The sequence below is a fragment of the Rahnella sp. NRRL B-41462 genome (genome assembly GCF_003263525.1).
In the GTDB taxonomy this organism is placed as follows: domain Bacteria; phylum Pseudomonadota; class Gammaproteobacteria; order Enterobacterales; family Enterobacteriaceae; genus Rahnella; species Rahnella aceris.
Genome location: NZ_JYDF01000050.1, coordinates 1 through 12,648, shown reverse-complemented (window position 1 = coordinate 12,648; position 12,648 = coordinate 1). Strand labels below are relative to the sequence as shown.

General features: G+C 50.0%; 10 protein-coding genes and 2 pseudogenes. 7 read left to right on the top strand and 5 right to left on the bottom strand.

The features are described 5' to 3' along the window. Positions 1 to 126 precede the first annotated feature (126 nt). Together ansA and pncA are read left to right on the top strand one after the other, a co-directional pair. Positions 127 to 1,140: an asparaginase gene (ansA, locus tag UC14_RS13195; RefSeq protein ID WP_112197863.1), complete on the top strand. Its 1,014-nt coding sequence runs from the start codon at positions 127 to 129 to the stop codon at positions 1,138 to 1,140. Between the two features lie 13 nt (positions 1,141 to 1,153). Beyond that, positions 1,154 to 1,783 carry a bifunctional nicotinamidase/pyrazinamidase gene (gene pncA / locus UC14_RS13190; protein ID WP_112197862.1) on the top strand — a complete coding sequence of 210 codons (630 nt, stop codon included), beginning with the start codon at positions 1,154 to 1,156 and terminating at the stop codon, positions 1,781 to 1,783. Positions 1,784 to 1,859: 76 nt separating this feature from the next. Here the strand turns inward: pncA and UC14_RS13185 are convergent, their stop codons facing one another. Together UC14_RS13185 and msrB are read right to left on the bottom strand one after the other, a co-directional pair. Further along, positions 1,860 to 2,132 (bottom strand): YeaC family protein, encoded by a 273-nt coding sequence (locus tag UC14_RS13185; RefSeq protein WP_015689892.1) that lies wholly within the window; start codon positions 2,130 to 2,132, stop codon positions 1,860 to 1,862. Positions 2,133 to 2,227: 95 nt separating this feature from the next. Then, on the bottom strand, positions 2,228 to 2,641 hold the full coding sequence (gene msrB, locus UC14_RS13180) for a peptide-methionine (R)-S-oxide reductase MsrB (protein WP_013575363.1): 414 nt from the start codon (positions 2,639 to 2,641) through the stop codon (positions 2,228 to 2,230). 349 nt (positions 2,642 to 2,990) lie between these two features. On the opposite strand from msrB, the gene gapA reads away from it, so the two are divergent. Both gapA and UC14_RS13170 read left to right on the top strand, forming a co-directional pair. Then, positions 2,991 to 3,989, top strand: coding sequence for a glyceraldehyde-3-phosphate dehydrogenase (gene gapA / locus UC14_RS13175; protein ID WP_013575362.1), 999 nt, complete (start codon positions 2,991 to 2,993; stop codon positions 3,987 to 3,989). 166 nt (positions 3,990 to 4,155) lie between these two features. Beyond that, on the top strand, positions 4,156 to 5,025 hold the full coding sequence (locus UC14_RS13170; RefSeq protein WP_112197861.1) for a D-hexose-6-phosphate mutarotase: 870 nt from the start codon (positions 4,156 to 4,158) through the stop codon (positions 5,023 to 5,025). A gap of 82 nt (positions 5,026 to 5,107) precedes the next feature. Here the strand turns inward: UC14_RS13170 and UC14_RS13165 are convergent, their stop codons facing one another. Both UC14_RS13165 and UC14_RS13160 read right to left on the bottom strand, forming a co-directional pair. Beyond that, positions 5,108 to 5,962, bottom strand: coding sequence for an aldo/keto reductase (locus UC14_RS13165; RefSeq protein WP_112197860.1), 855 nt, complete (start codon positions 5,960 to 5,962; stop codon positions 5,108 to 5,110). Between the two features lie 130 nt (positions 5,963 to 6,092). Then, complete coding sequence (locus UC14_RS13160; RefSeq protein ID WP_013575359.1) at positions 6,093 to 6,842, bottom strand: MipA/OmpV family protein; 750 nt, start codon at positions 6,840 to 6,842, stop codon at positions 6,093 to 6,095. A 605-nt stretch (positions 6,843 to 7,447) separates the two neighbouring features. On the opposite strand from UC14_RS13160, the gene yeaG reads away from it, so the two are divergent. The 3 genes and pseudogenes from yeaG to UC14_RS27090 form a co-directional block, all read left to right on the top strand. Then, positions 7,448 to 9,382 (top strand): protein kinase YeaG, encoded by a 1,935-nt coding sequence (yeaG, locus tag UC14_RS13150; protein ID WP_013575358.1) that lies wholly within the window; start codon positions 7,448 to 7,450, stop codon positions 9,380 to 9,382. A 34-nt stretch (positions 9,383 to 9,416) separates the two neighbouring features. Further along, a complete protein-coding gene (locus tag UC14_RS13145; RefSeq protein WP_013575357.1) occupies positions 9,417 to 10,691 on the top strand; it encodes a YeaH/YhbH family protein in 1,275 nt (424 codons plus the stop codon). Positions 10,692 to 10,976: 285 nt separating this feature from the next. Then, positions 10,977 to 11,187: pseudogene (locus tag UC14_RS27090) on the top strand (transposase); the annotation flags it as partial. 210 nt (positions 11,188 to 11,397) lie between these two features. Here the strand turns inward: UC14_RS27090 and UC14_RS13135 are convergent. Beyond that, positions 11,398 to 12,564: pseudogene (locus UC14_RS13135) on the bottom strand (IS3 family transposase). Positions 12,565 to 12,648 lie beyond the last annotated feature (84 nt).

The following is a 12,648-nucleotide window of genomic DNA, read 5'->3' as shown; positions in this document are numbered from 1 at the left end:
ATCGCCTTAATGCACAGCCTGGAGCTTCTTGCTGAGAACTCCGGGCTTTTTTAGGGTGGGACGTCAGCCACGAAGCCTTTATACTTAGCGCAGTTGCTTTCACCTTTCTAAAAAAGAACATCTTCGATGACTAAAAAATCTATTTACGTTGCCTATACCGGCGGCACAATCGGTATGCAGCGTTCTGAACAGGGTTACATTCCGGTGTCCGGCCATTTACAACGTCAGCTGGCGCTGATGCCTGAATTCCATCGCCCTGAGATGCCTGAATTTACCATTCAGGAATACGCGCCTCTGATGGATTCCTCCGACATGACGCCGGAAGACTGGCAGCACATCGCCGACGATATTCAGGCGCATTACGACGACTACGACGGCTTTGTTATCCTGCACGGCACCGACACCATGGCATTCACCGCTTCTGCACTGTCGTTCATGCTGGAAAATCTGAGCAAACCGGTGATTGTGACAGGGTCACAGATTCCGCTTGAAGCGTTGCGTTCTGATGGTCAGATCAACCTGCTGAACTCGCTGTATATCGCCGCGAATCATCCGGTCAACGAAGTCACCCTGTTCTTCAACAACCGTCTGTATCGCGGCAACCGCAGCACCAAAGCGCACGCAGATGGTTTCGATGCCTTTGCCTCACCGAACCTTTCGCCGCTGCTGGAAGCCGGGATCCACATTCGCCGACTTTCCACGCCGTCACTGCCTGAAGTGCCTGCGGCGAAGCTGAAAGTGCATCACATCACGCCACAACCTATCGGCGTGATAACGATCTACCCGGGCATTTCCGCCGAAGTGGTACAAAACTTCCTGATGCAACCGGTAAAAGCGCTGATCCTGCGCTCCTACGGTGTCGGTAACGCCCCGCAAAAAGGCGACCTGCTGAAAGTGCTGAAAGACGCGTCTGAGCGCGGCATTGTGGTGGTTAATCTGACGCAATGTATTTCAGGGCGCGTCAACATGGGCGGCTATGCTACCGGCAACGCCCTCGCCCATTCCGGCGTGATCAGCGGGTTTGATATGACCGTGGAAGCGGCACTGACCAAGTTGCATTATCTGCTCAGCCAGTCACACACTCCCGAGGACATCCGCGAACTGATGCAGCAAAACCTGCGCGGCGAACTCACCGAATAAATAAGAGGGCGATATGAAATCTGCTTTGTTGCTGGTCGATCTGCAAAATGATTTTTGTCGCAGCGGCGCGCTGGCCGTGACTGACGGCGACGCCACGATTGCGGTTGCCAATAAGATGATGACATGGTGTAAAAGCCATGACATCGCCGTGGTGGCATCGCAGGACTGGCATCCGGCCGGACATCGCAGCTTTGCGGTGAATTCCCACGCGGAGCCCTGGACGTCGGGCGAACTGAACGGTCTGCCGCAAGTCTGGTGGCCGGTTCACTGCGTTCAGCGTGAACCGGGCGCTGAATTTCACCCGGGGCTGAATCTGCCGCAGGTGGATTTTGTGGTGCAGAAAGGCACCAATCCTGACATCGACAGTTACAGTGCGTTTTTCGATAACGGACATCGCGCTGCTACGATGCTCAATGACTGGCTGAAAGCGGCGCAGATTACACATTTGTATGTGATGGGGCTGGCGACGGATTACTGTGTGAAATTCACGGTGCTGGATGCGCTGGAGCAAGGTTATCAGGTGACACTGCTGACCGACGGTTGCCGTGGCGTCAATCTGCAACCCGAAGACAGTGCTGAAGCGGTTGAAGCGATGCGTAAAGCAGGGGCAAAAATCAGTACCTCTGAGGCAGTAACAGACTGAATTTGTCTTCCCGTCTGACTTGATAAAGGCGCTTCAGCGCCTTTATCAGCAAACAGCACTTTCGCAACCCGCCCACTTACTCCGGCTTCAGTTTAATCAGCGTATCCTGCGTAAATTGCTGTTTCAGTTCCTGCTTGCTTTTGGTGACAATCTGCCCGTCCGTGCCAATGCTCATGTGCTGGGCATCAACATTGTGACGCGACTGATACAGCATCACGGCCTGCAGGCTGTGCTCTTTCTGTTCCGGCGTCAGCGCGACACCGTCCGGCCACTTTCCGAGTTCAACTGCCTGCGCGAGACGTGCGTAAATTTCCGGCGTCATTACATCAATAAGTTGATTAATTTCCATCTGAGCACCTTGTGTTCATCTGTATTATTCAAACGGTTTTGAATAATAGCTGAATCGATTTTGTCGGTAAAATTACATCACCATTTTCTTGCGAACTAACCGCGGGTTTTATTGCCACTTTTGCCATCCGTAAAGCTCATTGAGGCAGAGTTTATGCAGTAACGTTCACCTGTCGGTTTCGGGCCGTCCGGGAAAACATGCCCCAGATGAGCTTCACAGCGGGAGCAGCGGATTTCGACACGCGCCATTTTATGCGAATTATCAGTGAGATATTTGATCGCATCAGGGTTAACTGGCTGATAAAAACTTGGCCAGCCACAGCCGGAATCGTATTTGGTATCGGAGTAGAACAGCGCTGACTCACAGACCACGCAATGATAAATCCCTTCGCGGCGGTTGTGCAGCAACTTTCCGGAGAACGGGGGTTCTGTACCGTGCTCCTGCGTGACATAACGTTGAATTTCAGTGAGTTGGTCAAGTGTAGGGGAAGATTTGGCTTCAATGCTCATGATTCTCGTTCTCTGACGAATATAAAAATCAACTTAAATAACAGTTTATAATAACAAAAAATTAACAACGAGTCTGCCCGTTTTGTCCTAAACTGTATGGCATCAGCGTTAGCCAGCTTGCAACTTGTGATGGCGATCACACTCCTGATCTTCCGGCTCTTTATATTCTGTTTTTCGCCCCCATGTGGTTGTGAGCCGATTTAAAAACGGAACGTGCAATAAGCGAGCAAGAGTAGGTCGTCGCTTTGACTTACAGCAATAATTGACACGATTCCGCTTGACGCTCAGCAAGGTTTTTGTAATTTTACAACCAACCTTTTATTCACTAAAAAAATAGCTGGTGGAATATATGACTATCAAAGTAGGTATCAACGGTTTTGGCCGTATCGGTCGCATTGTTTTCCGTGCTGCTCAAGAACGTTCTGACATTGAGATCGTAGCAATCAACGATCTGTTGGACGCGGACTACATGGCATACATGCTGAAGTACGACTCAACTCATGGTCGTTTCAACGGTACTGTTGAAGTTAAAGACGGTCACCTGGTTGTTAACGGCAAAACCATCCGTGTTACCGCTGAGCGTGACCCAGCTAACCTGAAATGGAATGAAGTTAACGTTGACGTTGTAGCTGAAGCTACTGGTCTGTTCCTGGATGATGCGACTGCTCGTAAGCACATCACTGCAGGCGCTAAGAAAGTTGTTCTGACTGGTCCTTCTAAAGACAACACCCCAATGTTCGTTATGGGTGTTAACCATAAAGAATACGCAGGTCAGGAAATCGTTTCTAACGCATCTTGCACCACTAACTGCCTGGCACCACTGGCTAAAGTTATCAACGACAACTTCGGTATCGTTGAAGCACTGATGACCACTGTTCATGCAACTACCGCAACTCAGAAAACCGTTGATGGCCCGTCTCACAAAGACTGGCGCGGCGGCCGCGGCGCATCCCAGAACATCATCCCTTCTTCTACCGGTGCTGCTAAAGCAGTAGGTAAAGTTATCCCAGCTCTGAACGGTAAACTGACGGGTATGGCGTTCCGCGTTCCTACTCCTAACGTTTCTGTTGTTGACCTGACTGCACGTCTGGAAAAACCAGCGTCTTACAAAGAAATCTGCGCAGTAATCAAAGCAGCTTCTGAAGCAGGCGATCTGAAAGGCGTTCTGGGCTACACCGAAGACGACGTAGTATCTACCGACTTCAACGGCGAAAAACTGACTTCCGTATTCGATGCGAAAGCAGGTATCGCGCTGAACGACAACTTTGTGAAACTGGTTTCCTGGTACGACAACGAAACTGGCTATTCAAACAAAGTATTGGATCTGATCGCTCACGTTTCCAAATAATTGGTTATGTGAATGAACTGATTGAAGGGCGACGCAAGTCGCCCTTTTGCTTTCTGTCGGATGCACTTTTTTATCAGCACATGAGTGCGATCAAACAGACGGGTTTGGTTCATGTGTAGTCTTGGTTCAAAATCGTAATTGTTTAACCCTGACAGGATTTTAGATAATGACAGAACAACTCTTTTCTCTTCCGATCGTAAACCAAATCTCTACCTCCGTTAGCCAGCGTCTTGTCGACGAACTGCCGGTACTCGTGGTGACTCATCCGAGAGTCCGTGCTGCCATTGCCCTGCAAGGTGCACATCTGTTGGCATGGCAACCTGAAGGCGAAGAGCCGGTGCTATGGATGAGCAGTGCCAGCGCGTTCAAAGAAGGCGTTGCGATTCGTGGCGGTATCCCTATATGCTGGCCGTGGTTTGGTCCGGCGGGCAAACCCTCACACGGTTTTGCACGTAACGTTGCGTGGGAACTGACTGACCACAAAGAAACTGACGAAAATGTGGTACTGACCTTAACGCTGAAAAGCTCCCCTGAAACACTGGAATTATGGCCGCATGCATTCACGCTGACGGCACGCTTCACGCTCGGCGCAACCTGCCACATCGAGCTGGAATCAACCGGTGATTTCGAAGCCAACAGCGCCCTGCACACCTATTTCAACATTGGCGACATCGCCGATGTCACTATTAAAGGCCTGGGCAACAGCTTTATTGATAAAGTCGATGGCGCAAAAGCCAAGCAGGAAGACGGTGATCTGACCTTCACGGGCCAGACTGACCGCATCTACACCCAGCCGCAAGCCACCAGCGAAATCGTTGATCCGGTTCTGAAACGTACGCTGGTTGTCGCACATGAAAATAACGCCGATGTGGTGGCCTGGAATCCGGGTTCTGCACTGTCGGTGAGCATGGCTGATATGCCGGATGACGGATATAAAACCATGGTGTGCGTTGAAACGGCGCAAGTTTCCCATACACACACCTCTACGCATGCCGCGCCAGCGCGTCTGGCAGTGACCTTCTCTGTCCGTAAATAACCGGTTTAGGTTTGCAGCAAAGATGACATAGGGGCCAGATGGCCCCTTTTTATCGTCTGATGACCGATGTGAATGATTGACTTCAAACCATATCCAGCGGCGTTTTATGATTCGGTGCCGGGAATACTGTGTCAATTCGTGCTATTTCATCGGCCGTCAGGCTGAGCGTCAGCGCCGCCGCATTATCTTTCACGTGCTGCGGTTGTACCGCTTTAGGAATAGCGATCACGTTACCGGTGCGCGTTACCCAGGCCAGAGCAATCTGCGCGCTGCTGACACCCCGAGCGTTGGCGATTTCCTGCATCACCGGTGCAGTCAGGACGTCGTGACGTAACTTGCCGGCCTGCGCCAGCGGGCAATAGGCCATAACGGGAACGCTGTGCTCCTCACACCACGGCAGCAGGTCAAACTCAATGCCACGGACTGCCGCGTGATACAGCACCTGATTGGTCATGCATGCATTGCCTCCGGGGATGTTCCACAGCGCCTGCATATCGTCAGTATCAAGATTAGAGACACCCCAGCGCCGGATTTTGCCGGATTGCTGCAATTTTTCCATCGCCGCGACAGTGTCATGTAGCGGAATCGAACCACGCCAGTGCAACAAATACAGGTCTAGACAATCTGTTTTTAAACGCTTCAGACTTTGCTCACAGGCGGCGATCGCTTTCGCGCCACCGGCATGATGCGGATACACTTTTGACACCAGAAACACGTCATCACGCCGCCCGGATATCGCTTCACCGACCACCCTTTCCGCACCGCCATCCGCGTACATTTCTGCAGTGTCGATCAGCGTCATACCGGCATCCAGCCCTTGCTGCAAGGCCTTCACTTCGGCACGGAGATCACTGTTCCGTTCCCCCATATACCAGGTACCTTGTCCGATTGCGGGTACTGTCGTGCCATCAGGCAATTGCACGGTCTTCGCTTTCATCTGTTTCCTCCGGTTGGGTCATAGCTGAAAAGTTAATTCGATTCTTTGAAAATTTACTGATCTATAAATGTGCAAATGGGGCGATACGCCCCACTAATGTGCAATATGTTCACCATGATGGTGCATTGCCTCAGAAGGTGTAAGTCACACCCGTCCACAACACGCCAGTCCAGTTATTTTCGATGATCGGGCTGTCGGTCACTTCACTGGACAGACGCAGGTAGCGGCCGGTCACGAACCCTTGCCATGCTGGCGTGAAGTTATATTTTGCGGAGACTTCAACATACGGGCTGAAGCTGTCGTTCGGGGAATAGCTATGGAAGCCACTGCGACGGGATTCGTCTTTGGTCACGCCATAATAATACTGGGTGAGATTCGAGCTAAACCAGGTCACACCAAAGCCCGGTACCACAGCCCAGTTAGAGCCTTTAATGGCATACAGATAAGCCAGATCAGCAGTCATGCCATTGCTGGTATCCAGCGTATCCGCATTGAAGCTGGCGCGGAGGGTACCCCACTCGGCATTATGCGAATAAGCCAGACCGGCCATCAGCGTTGAGTGACGTTTATCGAGGCGCTTCATGCGCTTATCGTCGCTGTCGCTTGGGTCAAAGCTCAACGGGAAATAGCTGGCGGTGACGCTCAGTTTGTTGGCGTCATCATTCCACAGGTAATAGCCCGCCATCAGGGTGTGAAAATAGAAATCATCATTGTCGTAATTGATGATCGGTACCGGGTATACGTGGTCATTATTACCACGGTACGGATCCGGAGCGACCAGCGCAGATGCACCCGCCTGCCAGGTTCCCGCCACGGCAGCATGACTGCAAAGCACTGCCGCGCTAACGATGGACAGTGTTTTTAGATTGATCATTTTCATTGTCTTAATTCCATTAAGTAAAAAAACGTCGCTAGTGTAAATGAACCTTAAACGTCACGCTTAGCAATTCTGGGTCTATAAAAAGACATATCCAGAAAAACCGGGGCGATCGCACAATTTAACTGCAAAATATGAAATAAAAATGACTAAAGAAACAACTTCCGCTCTGCAGGGCACGTCCTGTAAGGCTTTTCAGAGCATTCCGCACAACTGAGTCATTGATATGACTTAAAAAACGCCAAAACCAGAGAGGAAATTTTCTTAATGCCAAACTACGCTTATAAATAGATGAAAGACTTAGCCTGAACGGTTGCCCGTCCCACCGAATAAAGACAGTTCTCAAACCATCGAGATTGTCGCTTTCCAAGGGGTTTTGCAAGTTGGCATAAGGGTTGCTGTATTTCAGGTGGGAGATCTTTCTTCCGGGAGCGCTGAAAAAAGCTCTCATTAACCTGTGCGTTACCCGAATCATTGGAATTGCAGCAAGGCGGCAAGTGAATGATTCCCGATGAGCTTACACAGTTAAGTGACCCGGGTGAACAAGCGAAGCCAACGAAGGTGCGGTTCCAAAGACGAAGGGTAAAATAACGAAGGACGGGCATCGTATGAACATATTTGACCATTATCGCCAGCGCTATGAGGCTGCCAAGGACGAAGAGTTCACACTGCAGGAATTTCTTACCATTGCACGGCAAGATCGCAGTGCTTATGTCAATGCGGCGGAACGTCTGTTGATGGCAATCGGTGAACCAGCGATGGTAGATACCGCGCTTGAACCACGCCTGTCGCGTTTATTCTCGAACCGTGTTGTTGCACGTTACCCTGCATTTGAAGAATTTTACGGCATGGAAGAGGCTATCGAACAGATTGTCTCCTACCTGAAACACGCCGCGCAGGGTCTGGAAGAAAAGAAACAAATCCTTTATTTACTGGGCCCGGTGGGTGGTGGTAAATCATCACTGGCCGAACGGCTGAAATCCCTGATGCAACGTGTACCGATTTACGTGCTGAGCGCCAACGGCGAACGCAGCCCGGTAAACGACCATCCGCTGTGCCTGTTCAATCCGCAGGAAGATGCGCATATTCTGGAAAAAGAATACAACATTCCTCCGCGCTATCTCGGCACCATCATGTCGCCATGGGCGGCAAAACGTCTGCATGAATTCGGGGGGGACATCACGAAGTTTAAAGTCGTGAAAGTCTGGCCGTCGATTCTCGAACAAATCGCCATCGCCAAAACGGAACCGGGCGACGAAAACAACCAGGACATCTCCGCACTGGTCGGGAAAGTGGATATCCGTAAACTGGAAAACCACGCGCAAAATGATCCTGATGCTTACGGTTATTCCGGTGCTTTATGCCGCGCTAACCAGGGTGTGATGGAATTCGTTGAGATGTTTAAGGCACCGATTAAGGTGCTGCACCCGTTACTGACGGCGACACAGGAAGGTAACTATAACGGTACCGAAGGGATCTCCGCCCTGCCGTTCAACGGCATTATTCTGGCGCACTCCAACGAATCTGAATGGGTGACGTTCCGTAACAACAAGAATAATGAAGCTTTCCTTGACCGTGTGTACATCGTGAAAGTGCCTTATTGCCTGCGCGTGTCTGAAGAGATGAAAATCTACGACAAGCTGCTCAGCAACAGTGAACTCTCGCATGCTCCTTGTGCACCGGGAACTCTGGAAACGCTCGCGCGCTTCTCGATTCTCTCGCGCCTGAAAACGCCTGAAAACTCCAGCAGTTATTCCAAAATGCGGGTGTATGACGGTGAAAGCCTGAAAGATACCGACCCGAAAGCCAAGTCCTATCAGGAATACCGCGATTATGCGGGCGTAGATGAAGGCATGAACGGGCTGTCGACGCGCTTTGCGTTTAAAATTCTCTCCCGTGTTTTCAACTTTGACCATGTGGAAGTGGCTGCCAACCCGGTGCATTTGTTCTACGTGCTGGAACAGCAAATCGAGCGCGAACAGTTCCCGCAGGACATCGCTGAAAAATATCTGGAGCACCTGAAAGGCTATCTGATCCCGAAATACGCTGAGTTTATCGGCAAAGAGATCCAGACTGCTTATCTGGAATCCTATTCAGAATACGGACAAAACATTTTCGACCGTTATGTTACCTACGCTGACTTCTGGATCCAGGATCAGGAATACCGCGATCCGGATACCGGTCAACTGTTTGACCGTGAATCGCTGAATGCCGAGCTGGAAAAAATCGAAAAACCGGCCGGGATCAGCAATCCAAAAGATTTCCGTAACGAAATCGTCAACTTCGTGCTGCGTGCCCGCGCCAATAACAGCGGCCGCAATCCAAACTGGACCAGTTACGAAAAACTGCGCACGGTCATTGAGAAAAAAATGTTCTCAAATACCGAGGAATTACTGCCAGTTATCTCGTTTAACGCCAAGACGTCGACAGATGAACAGAAAAAACATGATGATTTTGTCGACAGAATGATGGAGAAAGGATACACACGCAAACAGGTACGCCTGCTGTGTGAATGGTACCTGCGCGTAAGAAAATCCTCGTAACAGAAGATCGTTGGCAACGTCGTTTGGGGGAAATATGACGTATTTTATTGACCGTCGGCTGAATGGCAAGAATAAAAGCGCGGTGAACCGCCAGCGCTTTTTGCGCCGCTATAAGTCGCAAATCAAACAGTCGATTGCCGAGGCCATCAACAAGCGTTCGGTTACCGACGTGGATAGCGGGGAATCCGTTTCGATCCCCAATTCCGATATCAACGAGCCCATGTTTCATCAGGGTCGCGGTGGCTTGCGCCACCGTGTTCATCCCGGCAACGATCACTTTGTGCAGAATGACCGCATCGAACGACCGCAGGGGGGCGGTGGCGGCGGCAGTGGTCAGGGCGATGCCAGCAAGGATGGTGAAGGCGAAGATGAGTTTTCATTCCAGATTTCAAAGGACGAATATCTCGATCTGCTGTTTGAAGATCTGGCGCTGCCAAACCTGAGAAAAAACCAGCATAAACAGCTGAATGAATTTAAAACCCACCGCTCCGGTTACACGTCTAATGGCGTACCGGCCAATATCAGTGTGGTGCGCTCTTTGCAAAACTCGCTGGCCCGCCGCACGGCGATGACAGCGGGTAAAAAACGCGAGCTGCGTGAGCTGGAATCGACGCTGACCGAGGTCGAGCACAGCGAACCAGCACAATTACTGGAAGAAGAACGGCTGCGTAAAGAGATTGCTGAGCTGCGGGCAAAAATCGCCAAAACGCCGTTCATCGATACCTTTGATTTGCGCTACCGTAACTATGAACGTCGCCCCGAGCCTTCGAGCCAGGCGGTGATGTTCTGTCTGATGGATGTCTCCGGTTCGATGGATCAGGCAACCAAAGACATGGCCAAACGTTTCTATATCCTGCTCTATCTGTTCCTGAGCCGGACGTATAAGAACGTCGACGTGGTCTATATCCGTCACCATACACAGGCTAAAGAAGTGGATGAACAGGAGTTCTTCTACTCGCAGGAAACCGGCGGGACCATCGTTTCGAGTGCACTGAAACTGATGGATGAAGTCATTCAGGAACGCTACGACCCGGCGCAGTGGAATATTTACGCCGCGCAGGCCTCCGATGGCGATAACTGGGCTGACGACTCCCCGCTCTGCCATCAGCTTCTGGCACAGAAGATCCTGCCGATGGTGCGTTATTACAGCTATATCGAAATCACCCGCCGCGCCCACCAGACGCTGTGGCGTGAATACGAAGTGCTACAGGAGAAATTCGATAATTTCGCCATGCAGCATATCCGTGAACAGGAAGATATTTATCCGGTATTCAGGGAGCTGTTTCATAAACAGGTTCAGGATCATTAATTTTTAGCCTTTAAAAACAGCCGGTTAAGTTACTTTTACTGGCTGTTTCCCTTCACTTTTGAGTGCATATTCCCTTTCAATTAAATCAACAACTTACTCTTTGTTTTGGTGAAGATTTTCTTTCCATACGTCCAAACTATACCGTTTCATATGACGCAACAGCACAGTGAGTAAAATAATTTATTGATTAAAAAAGTAAATACCACCATTTATGAACGTATTTATTGGCAAATCATTTCAAAAGTGATGAGCATGCGAAAATAAAGTTACTAAGGACTTCTCTCCGGCATGCCTGCAGATAACCCATTGATCGAATCGTTCAATGGGTTATCTGCAGGAATGCCTGAATATCCACTCGTTCCTGTCGATCGAAAATGCGCAAGAAAAGCTCAATCGCTGGCGGAAGGAACATAACCATGATGGGCCACATTCCTCGTTAAATAACCAGACTCCGGCAGAATTTATCCGAAGCCTGCAAACAGGCCCGGATCTTTGATTTATCCTGGCACAGATATTGGGAAGGGATCAGAAACCGGAAATCTCAAAAAGTGCGTGGAACTAAAACTGGTGTGCTTACAAGGGAGGAGAAAAAAGGACTACAAAAATGATATAGCTTGAGTGCAAGAAGGTTACAGAATGGGTGCAAAAACACCGGCGCAAGGCCGGTGTCGATAGTGCCTGACCAATGTAGGTATTTTTGAAGTGGTCAACAAAAACTGGCCACAGTTTTAGAGTTTTTCCAGAACAATCGCTCTGACTCATTGGGTGTTAAGCCACCGTTATATTGGTGGGGTCTGAGCTGGCTGTAATAACCAATGATGTAATTTGTTATTGATCTATTTGCTTCGCTAAAATTAGCGTATCCACAGTTCGGTACCCATTCTGATTTCAGGCTGCGAAAAAATCGTTCCATTGGGCTGTTGTCCCAGCAGTTTCCACGGCGACTCATGCTTTGCTTTATACGATAACGCCACAGTAACCGTCTGAATTCCCTGCTGGTATAGTGACTTCCCTGGTCAGAATGATACATAACGTCAGCTGGCTTCCCAGGCCATCGTTAATGCTTTTCCTGTCAGACCTGAGTCCGGAGAAAACGACATCGCCCAGCCTATTGGCTTGCGGGAAAATAAATCCAGAACAACCGCCAGATAAGCCCAGCGTTTGCCCGTCCAGATGTAGGTCACGTCGCCGCACCAGGTCTGATTAGGTTCCGTTACTGCAAACTGGCGATCCAGATGATTAGGGATATCCACATGCTCTTTTGTGGCTTTTTTGTAGCGATGATCCGGTTGCTGGCAACTAACAATATTCAGCTCTTTCATTATCTTACTGGCCCGCCAGCGACTCAACGGAACACCTTTTGCGCTGACCATATCGGCAATGCTCCGGGCCCCCGCAGAGCCATTACTGGCATGATAAACTTCACGAACCAGGCTTAGTATAATGATGTGTTTTGCATCAGGTTTCTGCGGTCGGCTTAGCCAGTACCGATAGCTACTGCGATGGATCCCGAACACATTGCAAATAAAGGCAACAGGAAACCGCGTCCTGAGTTTCTCAACTAACGAGAATTGTTCAGGGAGTCTGACATCAAGAGCGCGGTAGCCTTTTTTAATATATCGTTTTCCATTTCAACACGTTGCAGTCGTTTTTCTAATTCACGAATGCGAAGTTGCTCAGGCGTCATCGGAGAGGCCTTTGGGGATTTCCCTGCGCGTTCTTCTTTAAGCTGGCGAACCCATTTATCCATCGTGGATTTACCGACATTCATTGCCGTTGCAGCGGCGGCAACGGTGTAGTGCTGATCGAGTACAAGCTGGGCAGCTTCGAGGCGAAACTCGGGGCTAAAATTACGTCTGTTACGTCCGGTCATAATGTCACCTGTTTTGACTATGAGGCGATGATATCACCTCTATTCAGGTGGCCAGATTTAGTATTCCATATATGGACGCCCCGG